We start from the raw sequence: 16,391 nt of genomic DNA, 5'->3' as shown, positions 1-16,391 counted from the left end.
GCACGGATGGGCGAGCTACCCGAGACCGTCCGATTCAAGAATCGTTTTGCCCTCGCGATCACGACCACCACGCCGCTCGAGGCGATGGTCGAAGATCTCCTCTTCATCCGCGACATCCTCGACGCCGCAGGAATCGAGTATCTACTCGTCCGCGGAAACGACGAGCGCCCCGTGATCGCGGTGAGCTGGACCGAGCGCAAAAACCTGCGGCAGGCACTTGTCGAGGGATGCGCAAACGCACCCTTCTATTCCAAAACCGTCGACGCGAAGAAGAGCCCAGCTCTCCTTGTCGCGGACGGTGCCCTGTCGAAAACCAACAAGTCACGGATCTTCCGCTTGTTCCGTCCGAGGGTTCACGTCGCAAGCGGTATGAACTACGGCGCGAACATCGGCGTTCAAATCGAATTGTGGTCGATTTCCGACGAAGAAATCGTCCTACCCGTCGAGAACTCACTGACACGACGAACCGTCCTCCCTGAAGAAGCGGTCCGAGGAACCGTCGAGCGATTCGGCCGGATCTGGCCGACCATCGAGAACATGTTCGCCGATCATGCCTCCGATATCAGCTTCGATATCGATCTTGTCTTTTCCTGGGTCGACGGCTCTTCCAAGGAGTTTCAGGCTCAGCGCGCCAAGCGCATGCAGAACTACATCGTCGGAGAGGGCGACGAATCAGAAGCGCGCTTCCGTCAGATCGACGAGCTCAAATACGCGCTTCGATCCATCCACATGTACGCGCCGTGGATCCGGCGGATCTTCGTCGCAACCGATTCCGATCGTCCGGACTGGCTTGCGGACGATCCGCGAGTCACGTTCATGCCCAGCGAAAAGTTCTTCGCCGATCCAAGTGTGTTGCCCACCCATAATTCTCAAGCTGTCGAGTGCCAGCTGCACCATATTCCGGGTCTGGCGGAGCATTTCCTCTACTCCAACGACGACATGTTCTTCGGTCGCCCCGTCGGCCCCGATATGTTCTTCTCCCCCGGCGGGATCAGCATGTTCATCGAGGCCGACACCAGAATCGGTTTGGGACACAACGACAACGACCGCAGCGGGTTCGAGAATGCGGCTCGCGTCAACCGCCGTCTGCTACAGGACCGCTTCGGTCTGATGACCACCAGACATCTGGAGCACGCAGCGACGCCACTACGCAAGAGCGTGATGGCCGAGATGGAACGCGAGTTCGCCGAAGACTTCGCGGCCACTGCAGCAAGCACCTTCCGCGCGAGTTCCAATATCTCGGTGACCAATTCGCTGTACCACTACTACACGCTCATGAGTGGACGGTCGGTGGTGCAGAAGTCCGCCGCCGTCAAATACGTCGACACGACGGTCAAGGCCGGTTTGCGCGACATGGACTCACTGCTCGCCAAGCGCTCCATGGACTTCTTCTGCCTCAACGACGGCAGCGCTCCGGAGATCGATCTGGAACTTCGGACACGCAAGATCACGGAGTTCCTGGAGAGCTACTACCCCATCCCGGCGCCCTGGGAAGCCTAGACGAAACAAGGGCCCAGCCGATTTCGGCTGGGCCCTTGCTACTTCGGTCGATCAGCGTGCTGTCACATGCTCCCGTTGCACCGGAATGGGCAGACCGAGATTGTCACGCAACGTCGTTCCTTCGTAGTCACTGCGGAGAACACCTCGATCCTGCAGCAGCGGCACCACGTCGTCGACGAACTCGTCGAGGCCGGTCGGCACAAGGTGCGACCCGAGGATGAACCCATCCGAACCGTCGTTGCTGACAAACGAATCTATTTTCTCGGCAACCTGCTGCGGTGTACCGACGATCGGTCCACGCTCGAACTGATCGATCACCACTTCGCGCAGATTCAACTTCTTGCTCTCCGCTACCGCGCGCAGTTTTGCGACGGTCGCGAAACGATCTTGGTGAATGAAGGCGCGGCCCTGGATGATCGGCGGAGCCTCGGGATCCGGAGCGATATCGGGTAGTGGTCCTTCGGGGTCGTACTTCGACAGATCGAGATTCCAGATCTGTTCGAGCAGAACCAAAGCGGTCTGGCCGGTGACCTGCTGGTCGCGAATCTCTCGGTACTTCTCGATCGCATCTGCCTCCGAGGTGCCGAGAACAAAACTCGCCGACGGCAGGATCTTGATGTCACCCGGGTCACGTCCGGCCGCGACGGCACGTGCTTTGATATCGCGATAGAAATCGGCCGCCTCGGGCAACTGACCGTACGGTGAGAAGATCGCGTCGGCATTGCCGGCAGCAAAATCGCGCCCCTGCGGCGACACCCCGGCCTGCAGAATAACCGGGCGCCCTTGCGGGCTACGCGGCACTGTGAATCGGCCGTTCACGTCGAAATGCGATCCATGAAAGACGAATTCACCGGCATCCGGTCGCGCGAGAAAGCGCCCTGATGCCTTGTCTGCCACGATGTCGTCGCTTCGCCACGAATCCCACAGTTCACGCACCAGCGCTACGGTCTCCTCCGCACGCTCGTATCGTTGCGCGCGGTCGAGGTATCCGCCGCGGCGAAAGTTCTGGCCGGTGAATGCGTCGAACGAGGTGACGACGTTCCAGGCGGCACGCCCTCCGGACAACTGATCGAGCGTCGCGAATTGGCGGGCCAGTTCGTACGGCTCGTTGAACGTGGCATTGATAGTGCCGGCCAATCCGAGGTGTTCGGTTACCGCCGCCAACGATGCAAGGACCGTGAAGGTGTCCGGCCTACCGATGATGTCTTGGTCGAAAATCTGTCCCGCACGCTCACGAAGGGCGAGGCCTTCGGCGAGGAAGAAGAAGTCGAACTTCCCACGCTCGGCGGTTCGAGCGGTGTGTTCGAAGGTATCGAACTCTATCTGGCTGCCCGCCTGCGGATCCCACCACGCAGTGTGATGGTTGACGCCGCCGAGGTAGGCACCCAGGATGACCTGCTTACGCTTCTGAGAACTCATGAGAATCTATTCCTCGTCTGTCAGGCGGCCGGAGTACCGGCGGCGTAGCGGTTGGGAACGTCGATGGGTAGACCAAGGAGTCCGCGAAGATTCGCCTGCGGATATTCGGTGCGGAATACGTTGCGTCGCTGCAATTCAGGCACCAGCTCACCTGCGATGGCGTCGAGGTCGTCCACGACAACGCCCGGCCGCAAACGGAAGCCGTCGATTCCCAACTGCTGCCACCGGAGAACAAGATCCGCCAACTCCGCAGCAGAGCCGGTGAAGGTCAGTGCGTCCGAACGGTATTCGGCGCCGGCCTGCGCGTCGAGGCGAGCGAGCCGTTCCTTTCCGGTTTCTTCCGGCGTATCGAAGAAGACGACGATGTCGGTGAAGACCCGAAGAGGTTCGCCGGTGCGCTGCACGTGTTCTTCGGCTGCTCGCACTTCACCCAGGATTGCCGTGACCTGCTCCTCGTCGAACGGCGTCACGAACACCAGATCGGCCGTCCGCGCCGCCAGTTCGTACGCGACCCGCTGATGTGCCAACGCGGTAACGACGGGATGCCCCTGCGGCGGGCGCGGGGTCACCGACGGTCCACGGACCGAGAGGTACTTTCCCTCGAAGTCGATGTAGTGCAACTTGTCCCGGTCGATGAATCGACGCTGTTCGACATCACGGATCTCGGCGTCGTCCTCCCAACTGTCCCAGAGTCGCCGGATTACGTCAGCCGCCTCCGCAGCTTCGTCGAACAGGTCGCGCACGAAGTCCGGGAGGACGCCTGAAACGATCGACTGACGGTCGGCATCGGTGAGCGCTGGGATGTCGCGACGCCCGAACTGTGCTGCCTCGGATTCCGACGCCGAAACCTTCACCTGCCATCCGGCGCGACCGCGTGAGGTGTAATCCAGCGTGGCAACGGCTTTGGACACGTGAAACGGCTCGGTGTGAATGGTGGTGATGGTCGGGATCAAGCCGATGTTGCTCGTGATCGGTGCCAGTCGGGCGGCTACGAGATGCGCGTCGAGCCGAGCGCGCACCCGATCAACCGCGTCGTCGACGGGCTCGAGTGGGTTGGCCGGCACCGAGAGACTGTCCTCGATGGTGACGAAATCGAGCAGACCACGCTCGGCGATCGTCACCACGTCAGTCCAATACGACGCGCTGAACAGCTCACTCGGGCGCGAGTGCGGCTCTCGCCAGGCCGCTGGGTGCCAACCGGCACCGTCCAGCGCTACGGCGAGATGCAACGGAGCAAGATGAGAAGAAGGGGTGGAGGTCATCGGCGCATACTCCTGTTCGAGAACTACTCGGGAGCGCACAGTGCCGACCGCAGAAACCGTCAGCACCCGACTGACGGTTCTCGTGGCGACTGCCGCTTGCGACACGCACCGCGCGTATCGCCAGGTGTGATTCCGGGGCACCCCATCGGCATGAAGGGTTGCCGTCCAGCTAGCCGGTCCTTGTTGCTGGAGCTCTGCACCTACCTCGACGGTAGTGAGTACGCGACCGCCCGGCAATCACCCGGAACTGCGCGTGGGTGCCGGAAACCGCCTGCGACCTCAGATGATCGAGCGTGCCGCCTTTTCGCTCTCGAGGATTCGAATGCCGGCAGCACTGAGCCTCCGGGCACCCTCGGCCGCGTCGACGGGCTCACCGACCGTCATGTGCGCACCGAGTGGAACGACCGAATGAACAATTGTCTCGTCGTACACGTGCACCAGATTGCACCCCTGAGCCCCGTCACGACCACGCTGACCACCGACTTCCACGTTCAAGTCCTGGGTGTAACACGTCGACGACGCCACGGAAACCGGAATGCCGGCGAACGTCGCCGTCGTCGAATAGTGCAGGTGCCCGGCAAGAATCGCCCGGACGTCGCTGCCACGCAAGACGTCTGCCAACCGGGACTGATCGCGCAACTCCACCAGAACCGCGAGATCCTGAATGCACGGAACCGGCGGATGATGCAGCGCCAGAATTGTTCCGTCGGGCGCCGGCACCGTCAATTCTGTTCGTAGCCAGTCTAATTGACGATCCGAGATCTCACCGTAGTGATGACCGGGAACCGACGAATCCAGGGTGATCACCCGCAGTCCGTCAAGGTCGTAGACGTTGTCGACGGGATGATCGGTGGCATCCTCGCCCAACAGCAGAGATCTGAACGTAGGGCGGTCGTCGTGGTTGCCCATCGCCCAGACGACCTGCGCATCGATCTCGGCCGCCACGGGTTCCACGATGGCTTTCAGTTCCGCGTATGCGTCGGGGTGTCCCTGGTCGGTCAGGTCGCCGGTGAATATCAGTGCATCCGGGCGTGCGCCCGAGGCCACGATCCCGCTGAGCACTTCCCGCAATCTCGTCGACGCATCCACGGCGTCGTACAACTCCCCCTGAGCCACCAGATGCGTGTCACTGAGGTGCACCAGGAAATGCTTCGGACGCGGGTACTCGGCATTCCGAACGCTCATCGGTCTCTCGCTTCCGCTTGCCGACGCGTAGGCGCCGGTGCGGCACCTACTGATCGTCGAGACTAGTCAACCGACCAACAGTGACTGATCGGGGCACGCCCGACGAACACGAAGCGAACTCCCGCGGCGACCCTCGGGATCGAGTAGTTGAAGCTGCGAGTAGTGTGTGGACAGTGTTGTTCCTGACCAGTCGGCGTTACGTCGACCTTCGCCTGCAGGCGAGCGCAATGTGTACGCGCTCGCTCTGACCTGACGCGTACCAGGAAACATTTCTTCGAATCTGCCCGGCCTCTGGTGCCGCGCTGCGTTTCGCTCCCTTGATTTTCGAAAGGCATAGTCATGCCCAGCTCCACCTCCACCGGCGTGCCGGAAAAGTCCACGTCCCGTTTTCCGTCCTGGGCGACGGCATTCGGACCGCAGATCGTCGCCGGTCTCGTACTCGGTGTCATCATCGGTCTCGTCGCCCGGGCAATGCCTGATGCGGCCGACGGCAATGTCAACTGGTTGGTCGGCACCGTGCAGACCATCGGTTCGAGTTACGTCAAGCTGCTCACCGTTGCGGTGATCCCGCTGGTGTTCACCGCCATTGTCAGCTCCATCGCCAATCTGCGCCAGGTCGCCAACGCCGCTCGTCTGGCCGTGCAGACCTTGCTCTGGTTCGCGATCACCGCTTTCATCGCTGTGATCATCGGCATCATCGTCGGCCTGATCACCGATCCCGGTTCACGGACCGACGTCGCCGCCGAAGCCGCGAAGGAACCCAAGAGTTCCGGCTCGTGGTGGGCGTTCATCACCGGACTGGTTCCGAACAACTTCCTGGGGTTGGGTGCAAAGACTTCCGTCGCCGAAGGCGTGGCGACTACATCGCTGAGCTTCAACGTCCTGCAGCTGCTCGTCATCGCCGGTGCAATCGGTATTGCTGCACTCAAGATCGGTCCCAAGGCTGCGCCGTTCCTCGAGTTCAACGCTTCGCTGCTCGCGATCGTCCAGAAGGTCCTGTGGTGGATCATTCGCCTCGCCCCAATCGGTACGGCCGCACTGATCGCCAACGCTGTCGCCACCTACGGCTGGGATGCAATCGGCTCGCTGGGCGTCTTCACTGCCGCCATCTACATCGGTCTGGCCATCGTCTTCTTCGTGGTCTACCCCATCCTGATTGCCGCGCACGGCCTCTCGGTCCGAAGCTTCTTCTCCGGTGTCTGGCCCGCAACTCAACTCGGCTTCGTCTCGCGCTCGTCGATCGGCACTCTGCCTCTGACCGAACGCGTCACCGAACGCAACCTCGGTGTTCCTCGTGAGTACGCCTCGTTCGCCGTTCCGCTCGGTGCCACCACGAAGATGGACGGTTGCGCCGCAATCTATCCCGCGATCGCGGCGATTTTCGTCGCAGGCTTCTACGACGTTCCGTTGACCTTCACCGACTACCTGTTGATCGTCGTCGTTTCGGTCATCGGCTCGGCAGCAACGGCCGGAACCACCGGTGCGACAGTCATGCTCACACTCACGCTCTCCACCCTGGGTCTTCCCCTTGCCGGCGTCGGACTGCTCCTCGCAGTCGAACCGATCGTCGACATGGGCCGCACCGCAGTCAACGTCACCGGCCAGGCTCTGGTTCCGGTCATCGTCGCAAAGCGTGAGGGAATCCTCGACAAGGAGCGCTTCGACGCTCCCCGCAACGGTGATCCCTTCGCCGAGGAACTTGTCGACGCGTAACCCTCGATGACAACAGCAGCGTCCCCGCACCTGAGCAATACGGTGCGGGGGCGCTGCTTTTCACCCCAGATTTCACCCTTACCGAAATAAACCATTTGGTCGTTATGACCAGTATGCTCAGCCGGCACAGCCCTCAGAAGTGGAAGGGCTGCCCAGTTGAACACGAGGTCACATGAAGCTCCGCCGTCTGGCATTCAGCGTCGCAGGTTGCGCCGCAATCACTCTGGTTGCCGCACCCGCCGCTCAGGCATCCACGGTTTTCGATTTCCTACCGATCGAGATCGCACGCATGATTCCGACTGGCTCTGCCGACGCAGTCCAGCCGTTCCTTCCCCCGGTCTTCGCACCGCCGGCGCCGCCCGCTCCGCAAGCGCCCCAGAACCAGCCGGCGCCGCAGAACACTCCCGCACCAGCGCGGTACTACCAGAACTGCACAGCCGTTCGTAATGCCGGCGCAGCTCCGTTGTACCGGGGCCAGAACGGATACGCCCCGCATCTCGACCGCGACAACGACGGCATCGCCTGCGAGTGATCCAACGCTCGGGTTGTGGTGCATCCACAACCCGAGCACTGTTGTCGAACCGTCAGACGCCCAATGCCCGGGACAGAGTCGGCCACGCCTTCGGCAGTCGTTCACGCCAATACGCCCACGCGTGCGTGCCGTTCGGCTCGTAATCCACCTGCGCCGGAATCTTCAGCTCCTGCAACCGAGCGTCGAACATCTTGGTGCAGGCGTGGGCGGCAACCTCGATGCCGCCGCCGATCACCAGACGCTCGAGCAGTTCAGGAGTCTGCAGCGTCTCGTCAGATCCGGGACGACCGTTTGCCGTCGACACGTAGATTTCCTTGCCACGCAACTTCTCTGCGTTGATCAACGAATCGTGTGCCTCCCACTCCGGGCCCCCTGGCACACCCCAGATGTTGGCCGGATCTCCGCTTCGAGAAGAAATCGTGGCCTGGACGGCAGTTCGGCCGAGCGGATCCATCGTGGAATAACAGCCGCTGAACACGGCAACGCCGCGATACATGTCCGGAAAGCGTTGGGCGAGCATCATTGCACCCATCGCGCCCATGGAATTGCCGGCAATCGCGTTGATTCCGTTGGTCTCGAGTCGCGCGTCGATCAGCGGTGGCAACTCCTCGGTGATGAAGGTTTCCCACTTGTGCAGTCCCAGCCGCGGATCCGGATTCTCCCAGTCCGAGTACAGGCTCGCGATTCCGCCATTGAGCATCACGACGTTGACGTTCTTGTCGGCGAAGAACGCCGGGGCGCCGCCGATCGTCATCCATCCGCTGCTTTTCTCTCCGGCGTCGACACCCTCGAGCATGTACAGCGCTGGGCGCGGAACCGAATTGTCAGCGGGTAGCAAAATCTCGACGCCGACCTCGCGTCGAAGTGCGGGCGACGCCACCGTCAGCCTGATCGCTTGTGGTGCGGTCACCTTCTCGCCGACGATGGCCGGGACGACGATGTCGTCGCGCAGGTCCGGTTTGGGGCCCGGATCCTCCTGAAGTGGTCCCGGGATCGTCGACCCCGAGCTCACGCTTCCCTCGACGCTGCCCAGACTTCCCGAGCTTCCCGAACTACCCGAGCTTCCGGAACTCGGCGCTGCCGTCGACAGTCCGCCCAATTGCAAAGAAAGTGCACAGACGGCCAAACACACCGCACCTGTGCGCGCAGATCGAATCCACGCACGCCGCTCAGTCCTCATGAAACTCCCAAACCAGTCAAAGATGTTTCCGTGAACATACCGTGCAGTTCGGACTTTCTTGGACAAACGACCACGACAAGATCTGTCGGTCGCCGCTACTAGGCTGGCCCCCGTGCAACCGGATTCAGTCAGGGCCCTCGACCTCGACCGAATTCGCGCTGTCGTGGGCACAACCACCTACGACCGCGGACTTGTCTACCTGCGGGAGAATGCAGTCGAATCCATCGGATGGAACGACACCGCTGACATCTTGACCGGCGCTGTATCGGGAACTGCGCGAGAGCCGTACACCTGCACGATTTCGGTAAGTCGCGGCGCGGCCGGTACAGCAACGTTCACGCGTGGCCTCTGCACGTGTCCCGTGCGGATGAACTGCAAGCACGTAGTCGCGTTGGTGCTCGCAGCGGTTGCCGAGGCGAACAAGACTCCACAACACCTCGGATGGGACAGCTCGCTCGAGGAGTTGCTCCGACCAGACCTGGCCGGCCGCACTACACGTGGACTTGGCATTCAATTCACCACCCGAACCAAGGGCGCATCGACAAGGCTCATCATCAAACCCGTACAACCAGGAGCGAGAGGGTGGATCTCCGGCGGGCTCGCCTGGAACAAACTCGGAAGCACTTTTCAGTTCCCCGCAGATCACCTCCGGGTTCTACGCGACATACATCTCCTCCACAGCGCCGGCAACTACTACCGAAATCAAAATGCCGCGGAAATCGATCTTGCCGGGTTCGCGAGCCCGCAACTCTGGTCGCTTCTTCGTGAGGCCCTCAGCGTCGGCGTTTCACTCGTTCACTCGAAAGCCGGCCTCGGCAACATCTCCCTACTCTACGACGCCAACATCTGCCTCGACGTCCACGGAGCGGAAGACAACAACCTCCGTCTCACTCCCCGAATTCAGACCGATGGGCACATCGTGACTCATTCCGACTGGGGACTGGTCGGCACGCCGGCACATGGCGTCTTCGCGCTCGACGCCGCCAACGCGATCACTCTCGCACCACTGCACACGCCGATAACTCACCAATTGAGGCAGTTGATCGACTCCGGAAAATCGGTCGACATACCCGCCGAGCATCGGGATGCATTCACGTCGCGGTTCGTGTTCAAACTCGGAAACCTCGCTCCCGTCATATCTTCCGACGGTGCTTACAACCCACCGACTGTGTCCGGTCCTCGGCTACAACTGATGGCCACTTACGCGGACAACCACCGCATCGACATCGAATCGGCATGGAAGTACACCGTCGATGCCGACGAACTGATCATTTCTACCGCAGACACAACCACCGACGAGTCCGAGATCCGCAACCACGTTGCCGAAGATGCCATTGCCAAGAGCCTCGGTGCGGCCGCGGCGAAGGCCACTCTCGCGGGAACTTTGACCGGCCTCGATTCCATGCAGTTCACACTCGACCTCCTGCCCCAACTCGAAGCGCACGACGCCATCGACCTCACGGTTGCAGGAACCCCCGCCGACTACCGGCCTGCAGACGACGCTGTCGTGATCGGCCTCAGCACATCAGCCCCCGACGGGGACAGCGGATCCGACTGGTTCGACCTCGATGTCACCGTCGATGTTGCGGGACAAAGCGTTCCGTTCACAACACTGTTCTCTGCTCTGAGCAAGGGCGAGACTCACATACTGCTACCGGACGGCGCCTTCTTTCGGCTCGACGCACCTGAACTACTCGGCCTGCACCGTCTCATCACCGAAGCGCGGTCGCTACTCGATCGGCCTACCGGCAAACTCGGGATCAGCAAATTTCAGGCCGGACTGTGGGAAGAATTGACGGCGCTCGGAAGGGTGGAACATCAAGCAGCAGCTTGGAAGAAGCAGATCGCAGGATTGCTCGGCAGTTCGGGCATCGATCCCGTCGAAGTCCCGGACACGTTGACGGCAACGCTACGTCCCTATCAGGTCGACGGATTCCGTTGGCTCAATTTCCTCCGACTGCACAACTTGGGCGGCATACTCGCCGACGACATGGGCCTGGGCAAGACCCTGCAGACCCTCGCAATGATCTGCGCTGCAAGGCAATCGAATCCGGCCGCGCCTCCCTTTCTGATCGTCGCTCCCACCAGCGTGGTCTCCAACTGGAAGTCCGAAGTGGCGAAGTTCGCACCGACCCTCCACACCGCTGTCATCACGGATACTCTGCGGCGCAGAAGAACCGACCTGGCAACACTCGTCGACGGGGCGGATATCGTCGTGACGTCGTACGCTCTCTTTCGCCTCGACACCGATGCGTATTCCGCCGGCCGCTGGTCCGGACTGGTGCTCGACGAAGCCCAATTCGCCAAGAACCACAAGTCCAAGGTCCACAAGTGTGCGACGGCAGTGAACGCACCCTTCAAACTCGCGATCACCGGAACACCCATGGAAAACAATCTCATGGAGTTGTGGTCGCTCCTCGCAATCACTGCACCAGGACTGTTTCCCAGCCCCACCACCTTCACCGATTTCTACCGCACTCCCATCGAAAAGGAAGGCGACACAGAGCGATTGGCGCAACTGCGACGACGCGTCAAACCGCTGATGGTGCGGCGCACCAAGGAACAGGTGGCTGCGGACTTGCCGCCCAAGCAGGAGCAGGTACTCGAGATCGAGTTGCATCCGAGCCATCGCGCGATCTACGACACCCACCTGCAACGCGAACGGCAGAAGATTCTCGGACTGCTCGACGACGTCGACAAGAATCGGTTCACGATCCTGCAATCGCTGACGCTGCTACGCCAACTCAGTCTCGACGTCTCGCTGGTCGACGAGGAAAGCGGACCCGTCCCATCGGCCAAGGTCGACGCTCTCGTCGAGCAATTGGACGACGTCATTGCCGGCGGACACCGTGCGTTGATCTTCAGCCAATTCACCGGGTTCCTCGGTTCTGTCCGCAACCGACTCGACGAGGAAAGAATTCCGTACAGCTATCTCGACGGTTCGACGCGCAATCGCGGTGAAGTGTTGGAGGAGTTCAAGTCTGGTGCAGTCCCCGTCTTCCTGATCAGCCTCAAGGCTGGTGGCTTCGGCCTCAATCTCACCGAGGCCGACTACTGCTTCATTCTCGACCCCTGGTGGAACCCGGCCGCCGAGGCACAAGCGGTCGACCGTACTCACCGCATCGGGCAGACACGAAACGTCATGGTCTACCGCCTCATTGCCAAAGACACCATCGAAGAGAAGGTCATGGCGCTCAAAGCCAAGAAGTCGGCATTGTTCTCGAATGTCATGGACGCCGAAGGCACACTGGGCACCGGACTCGACGCCGAGGATCTTCGCGCGCTGTTCGAGTGAGGTGCCTATTCGGTCGAACCGCACCTACCCGCTCACGGTAATGTGAGTCGCGAACGGACAACACAGAACTCCCGAACGAAGAAATCCACTTCGTTCGAACGAGAGGAACCTGAATGGGCGTCACACTTGCCAAGGGCGGCAACGTATCTCTGTCGAAGGCCGCACCCAATCTGACCAAGGTCGCAGTCGGTCTCGGCTGGGATGCACGCAGCACCAGTGGTGCCGACTTCGACCTCGACGCCAGCGCGTTGGTCACCGGCCCGGAACGCAAGGTCCTTTCCGACCTTCACTTCGTCTTCTACAACAACCTTCGCTCGCCCGACGGATCCATCGAGCACACCGGCGACAACCTCACCGGTGAAGGTGACGGCGACGACGAGGTCATCAACGTCGACCTCCCGGCTGTACCGCCCAACGTCACCAACATCTTCTTCCCCGTCTCGATTCACGACGCCGATGCGCGACTCCAGTCCTTCGGACAGGTCACCAACGCCTACATCCGCGTCGTAGATCTGTCGAACGGCTCCGAACTGGCACGCTACGACCTCTCCGAAGATGCATCCACCGAGACAGCCATGCTTTTCGGTGAGCTCTACCGCCACAATGGCGAATGGAAGTTCCGTGCAGTCGGACAGGGATACGCATCGGGACTGGCCGGAATCGCCCGCGACTACGGCGTGAACATCTGATCTCTATCGGTACACGAAACGGGGTTCGATTCGGCATTGCCGGATCGACCCCCGTTTCGGTTGTCTGCGTCGACGCGCGAGTTAACGCCGCAGGATCGCCCTCGCGAGGTGAACAGCCCAGGGCGAGTCCGCTTTGCTGCCGAACTTCCCCAGCTCGTACCCCGTAGCGCCGATCAATCCGAGCACCTCTACGGTGCTCCCGGACGTGTCACGTCTGGAAGTCTGAGCTCCAGCCATCAGGATGCTCGACGACCGAATCGACTCCAGCGCTCCCGCGACGAAACGATGACGATCCGCCGGGGACATGCCGGCGGCTACGGCAAGGAGGACGAGGAGTTCCACCGCTCTCTGCGAGCCGCCGGGCGCAACCGGAACTCCCTCGACGATCACCGACCACGTCATTGACGCGTCCCGCTCTGCCGACTGTCCCCGCTTCGTCAGAACAATCTGCCCTTTGTGCTTTCGCACCAGGCCGAACTTCTTGAGCACTGCGAAGAGTGATCGCCCTTGTGGAAGGTTTACAGGTCCCAGTTCAGGTTCGTCGAGCATCGCGTCGACCGTCGTGAAGAAATCATCGGCACCGATCCCTTCGACACCGATCAGAGCCAGAACCGCTTGAATGCGTTGGCCCGCCTCGACGTGGACCAACTCCCCGATTGCCGACTGATCGTCAATGCCTGCTTGGGCGAGGACCGCGTGCAGTTCCGGGACTCGCGAGGGTCCCAGGCATTCGACGAGCTTTGCAATGTCGTACGACGCAGCGATCTCGTCCGGTTTAGGACTATGCAGTCGATTATTGACCTCAGCGATCTCGAATCGTGTCGGCTCGAATTCAGTTTGCGGCCATTCGAGGGTCCATTCATGGGAGCGCAGCTTCTCCGAAGCGAGAACACCGAGGAGTTGCTCGTACTCGTCAGGTCCGACACATTCCTCCGGCGGACAAGCACCGCGACCCGCGGCACACACAACTTGGAACCCGTCGGGCAGTACTTCGGAAGATTCAAGTGTCAGCGTGTGGCGCCAGTTCCCGAAGCGTCCGTAGCGATAACTGATTTCATCGCCAGGCGAGACCATGACCTCGTCCAGGCGTACCGCGGACTCTACGATCGCGGCTCGGCCGGCGCGACGCTGCTCTGCGTTGCTCCCGGAAGCTACGTACTCTTCGACCTCGCCGGGAAATCGGCTGCCGGACTTGGACCACGCGTGCGATTGACGGTCACTCCACCCCATTGCCCGTTGAACCACCGAATGCAGGTCATCCAGATTCAGATCCGACGCGACGAGGATTCGTCGCCAGATCTGAGTGGAAACATTGTCGACACTGATACGTATCGCGTATTGCGCCGGTACCGCGCGTCTCTTCGAACGCAACGATCGCGCAATCTGAATGCCCCCACGCCCTCCGCCAGCTTCTTGTACAAACCTTTGCAGTTCTTCAGGTTCCGTCGGAACGAGTCGCAAATGCGACACCCTCGAGCTGCTCAACCCCACCATGAGACTCAGCCTAGGCCAAAGTGCTAGGGACGAAGGCACAAAATCGGAGAGTACTTCGGACTTATGAGACGGTTCACAACCTAATACCTTGGCTAACAAGTCGCTACGTGCGTCGGCGGCGGCATCTTCCTCGCCCAATTCCTGCCCTGATGGTGAACGGCACGTTCGGTCGATCTGAGGCGACGAAAGTGCCGTTCACTCGATGCGGGGATGCCAGCGGGGATGCTCCCCCTTCGATCGTGCGAACGGTACGTTCGGTCGATCTGAGGCGACGACAGTGCTGTTCGCTCGAAGTCGGGGGTGCCGGCGGGGGTGCTTTCGGGTGTTGGCGGGGTGGGGTGTTTTGGGTACGAGAAAGCCCCCCAACCAGTACTGGTTGGGGGGCTTCTCTAATGTGTGTTCGGCGGTGTCCTACTCTCCCACACCCTGTCGAGTGCAGTACCATCGGCGCTGAAGGGCTTAGCTTCCGGGTTCGGAATGGGACCGGGCGTTTCCCCTTCGCTATGACCGCCGTAACTCTATGAAACTGTCACAGTAACCTTCTTCTGATCACCTGGTTTCACCACCCGTCAACACCAGTTTCTGGTGTTGGGGGATGGAGAAAACAGGGTTTCTCATCAGTATCTGTGTGTTGTTTCAGATACCGCACAGTGGACGCGTAGCTTCTTTGTGGTAAGTCCTCGGCCTATTAGTACCAGTCACCTGCATGCATTACTGCACTTCCAGTTCTGGCCTATCAACCCGGTGGTCTGCCGGGGGCCTTACCCCCTCGAGGGGGTGAGAAACCTCATCTTGGAACAGGCTTCCCGCTTAGATGCTTTCAGCGGTTATCCCTTCCGAACGTAGCTAACCAGCGGTGCTCCTGGCGGAACAACTGGCACACCAGAGGTTCGTCCGTCCCGGTCCTCTCGTACTAGGGACAGCCTTCCTCAAGTTTCTAACGCGCGCGGCGGATAGAGACCGAACTGTCTCACGACGTTCTAAACCCAGCTCGCGTGCCGCTTTAATGGGCGAACAGCCCAACCCTTGGGACCTACTCCAGCCCCAGGATGCGACGAGCCGACATCGAGGTGCCAAACCATCCCGTCGATATGGACTCTTGGGGAAGATCAGCCTGTTATCCCCGGGGTACCTTTTATCCGTTGAGCGACACCGCTTCCACTTGCCGGTGCCGGATCACTAGTCCCGACTTTCGTCCCTGCTCGACCTGTCAGTCTCACAGTCAAGCTCCCTTGTGCACTTGCACTCGACACCTGATTGCCAACCAGGCTGAGGGAACCTTTGGGCGCCTCCGTTACATTTTGGGAGGCAACCGCCCCAGTTAAACTACCCACCAGGCACTGTCCCTGAACCAGATCATGGTCCGAGGTTAGAGGTCCAATTCGATCAGAGTGGTATTTCAACAACGACTCCACGATAACTGGCGTCACCGTTTCACAGTCTCCCACCTATCCTACACAAACCGAACCGAACACCAATACCAAGCTGTAGTGAAGGTCCCGGGGTCTTTTCGTCCTGCCGCGCGTAACGAGCATCTTTACTCGTAATGCAATTTCGCCGAGTCTACGGTTGAGACAGCTGAGAAGTCGTTACGCCATTCGTGCAGGTCGGAACTTACCCGACAAGGAATTTCGCTACCTTAGGATGGTTATAGTTACCACCGCCGTTTACTGGGGCTTAAATTCTCAGCTTCGCTCCCGAAGGAACTAACCGGTCCTCTTAACCTTCCAGCACCGGGCAGGCGTCAGTCCGTATACATCGTCTTACGACTTCGCACGGACCTGTGTTTTTAGTAAACAGTCGCTTCTCACTGGTCTCTGCGGCCCCACCCAGCTCAGACAGTAAATGTCGTCACCAGACAGGGCCCCCCTTCTCCCGAAGTTACGGGGGCATTTTGCCGAGTTCCTTAACCATAGTTATCTCGATCGCCTTAGTATTCTCTACCTGACCACCTGTGTCGGTTTGGGGTACGGGCCGTGTGAAAGCTCGCTAGAGGCTTTTCTCGGCAGCATAGGATCACTGAATTCGCCTCAATCGGCTACGCATCACGTCTCAGGCTATGTGCGACCCGGATTTGCCTAGGTCACGCCCTACACGCTTACACCAGTATTACCACTGACTG

At 60.5% G+C, this 16,391-nt stretch carries 10 protein-coding genes, 2 rRNA genes and 1 riboswitch (1 of these 13 cut by a window edge); of the genes, 5 read left to right on the top strand and 7 right to left on the bottom strand.

Annotation, left to right across the window (positions count from 1 at the left end; all coding sequences use genetic code 11):
• Positions 1-6: 6 nt before the first annotated feature.
• Positions 7-1,500 (top strand): stealth family protein, encoded by a 1,494-nt coding sequence (locus YH3_RS21880; RefSeq protein ID WP_020970156.1) that lies wholly within the window; start codon positions 7-9, stop codon positions 1,498-1,500.
• A 51-nt stretch (positions 1,501-1,551) separates the two neighbouring features.
• On the opposite strand, the gene YH3_RS21875 is transcribed toward YH3_RS21880, so the two are convergent.
• The 3 genes from YH3_RS21875 to YH3_RS21865 form a co-directional block, all read right to left on the bottom strand.
• Positions 1,552-2,919 (bottom strand): NtaA/DmoA family FMN-dependent monooxygenase, encoded by a 1,368-nt coding sequence (locus YH3_RS21875; protein WP_064444048.1) that lies wholly within the window; start codon positions 2,917-2,919, stop codon positions 1,552-1,554.
• A 20-nt stretch (positions 2,920-2,939) separates the two neighbouring features.
• The gene (locus YH3_RS21870; protein ID WP_154100322.1) at positions 2,940-4,286 is read right to left on the bottom strand and encodes an LLM class flavin-dependent oxidoreductase; all 1,347 of its coding nucleotides are present in this window, start codon (positions 4,284-4,286) and stop codon (positions 2,940-2,942) included.
• Positions 4,269-4,382: riboswitch (SAM riboswitch) on the bottom strand. Its footprint overlaps the gene before it by 18 nt.
• Positions 4,383-4,460: 78 nt before the next feature.
• Positions 4,461-5,366: a phosphodiesterase gene (locus YH3_RS21865; protein WP_064444047.1), complete on the bottom strand. Its 906-nt coding sequence runs from the start codon at positions 5,364-5,366 to the stop codon at positions 4,461-4,463.
• Between the two features lie 339 nt (positions 5,367-5,705).
• Here YH3_RS21865 and YH3_RS21860 point away from each other — a divergent pair, with 339 nt between their 5' ends.
• Both YH3_RS21860 and YH3_RS21855 read left to right on the top strand, forming a co-directional pair.
• Positions 5,706-7,079 (top strand): dicarboxylate/amino acid:cation symporter, encoded by a 1,374-nt coding sequence (locus YH3_RS21860; RefSeq protein WP_003940669.1) that lies wholly within the window; start codon positions 5,706-5,708, stop codon positions 7,077-7,079.
• Between the two features lie 172 nt (positions 7,080-7,251).
• Positions 7,252-7,611 carry an excalibur calcium-binding domain-containing protein gene (locus YH3_RS21855; protein WP_003940648.1) on the top strand — a complete coding sequence of 120 codons (360 nt, stop codon included), beginning with the start codon at positions 7,252-7,254 and terminating at the stop codon, positions 7,609-7,611.
• A 52-nt stretch (positions 7,612-7,663) separates the two neighbouring features.
• Here YH3_RS21855 and YH3_RS21850 read toward each other — a convergent pair whose 3' ends face one another.
• Positions 7,664-8,791, bottom strand: a complete 1,128-nt coding sequence (locus YH3_RS21850; protein ID WP_031333643.1) for an alpha/beta hydrolase family protein — start codon at positions 8,789-8,791, stop codon at positions 7,664-7,666.
• A 112-nt stretch (positions 8,792-8,903) separates the two neighbouring features.
• Between YH3_RS21850 and YH3_RS21845 the strand changes: the two genes are divergently transcribed.
• Both YH3_RS21845 and YH3_RS21840 read left to right on the top strand, forming a co-directional pair.
• Positions 8,904-12,086 carry a DEAD/DEAH box helicase gene (locus YH3_RS21845; protein ID WP_064444046.1) on the top strand — a complete coding sequence of 1,061 codons (3,183 nt, stop codon included), beginning with the start codon at positions 8,904-8,906 and terminating at the stop codon, positions 12,084-12,086.
• A 113-nt stretch (positions 12,087-12,199) separates the two neighbouring features.
• On the top strand, positions 12,200-12,775 hold the full coding sequence (locus tag YH3_RS21840) for a TerD family protein (RefSeq protein ID WP_003940660.1): 576 nt from the start codon (positions 12,200-12,202) through the stop codon (positions 12,773-12,775).
• 81 nt (positions 12,776-12,856) lie between these two features.
• On the opposite strand, the gene YH3_RS21835 is transcribed toward YH3_RS21840, so the two are convergent.
• The 3 genes from YH3_RS21835 to YH3_RS21825 form a co-directional block, all read right to left on the bottom strand.
• On the bottom strand, positions 12,857-14,146 hold the full coding sequence (locus tag YH3_RS21835) for a plasmid pRiA4b ORF-3 family protein (RefSeq protein ID WP_238592677.1): 1,290 nt from the start codon (positions 14,144-14,146) through the stop codon (positions 12,857-12,859).
• 521 nt (positions 14,147-14,667) lie between these two features.
• Positions 14,668-14,784: ribosomal RNA gene (gene rrf, locus YH3_RS21830) — 5S ribosomal RNA — on the bottom strand.
• Between the two features lie 153 nt (positions 14,785-14,937).
• Positions 14,938-16,391: ribosomal RNA gene (locus YH3_RS21825) — 23S ribosomal RNA — on the bottom strand; it runs 1,700 nt beyond the window's last position.

Source organism: Rhodococcus sp. YH3-3 (assembly GCF_001653035.1).
Classification (GTDB): Bacteria; Actinomycetota; Actinomycetes; order Mycobacteriales; family Mycobacteriaceae; genus Rhodococcus_F; species Rhodococcus_F qingshengii.
This window is presented reverse-complemented; position numbering and strand designations above follow the sequence as displayed.

Excerpts from the sequence above, each read along its gene's own strand:
- YH3_RS21855 (WP_003940648.1), top strand. The coding sequence starts at position 7,252 with ATGAAGCTCCGCCGTCTGGCATTCAGCGTCGCAGGTTGCGCCGCAATC.
- YH3_RS21865 (WP_064444047.1), bottom strand. The coding sequence starts at position 5,366 with ATGAGCGTTCGGAATGCCGAGTACCCGCGTCCGAAGCATTTCCTGGTG.
- YH3_RS21875 (WP_064444048.1), bottom strand. The coding sequence starts at position 2,919 with ATGAGTTCTCAGAAGCGTAAGCAGGTCATCCTGGGTGCCTACCTCGGC.
- YH3_RS21880 (WP_020970156.1), top strand. The coding sequence starts at position 7 with ATGGGCGAGCTACCCGAGACCGTCCGATTCAAGAATCGTTTTGCCCTC.
- YH3_RS21840 (WP_003940660.1), top strand. The coding sequence starts at position 12,200 with ATGGGCGTCACACTTGCCAAGGGCGGCAACGTATCTCTGTCGAAGGCC.
- YH3_RS21860 (WP_003940669.1), top strand. The coding sequence starts at position 5,706 with ATGCCCAGCTCCACCTCCACCGGCGTGCCGGAAAAGTCCACGTCCCGT.
- YH3_RS21850 (WP_031333643.1), bottom strand. The coding sequence starts at position 8,791 with ATGAGGACTGAGCGGCGTGCGTGGATTCGATCTGCGCGCACAGGTGCG.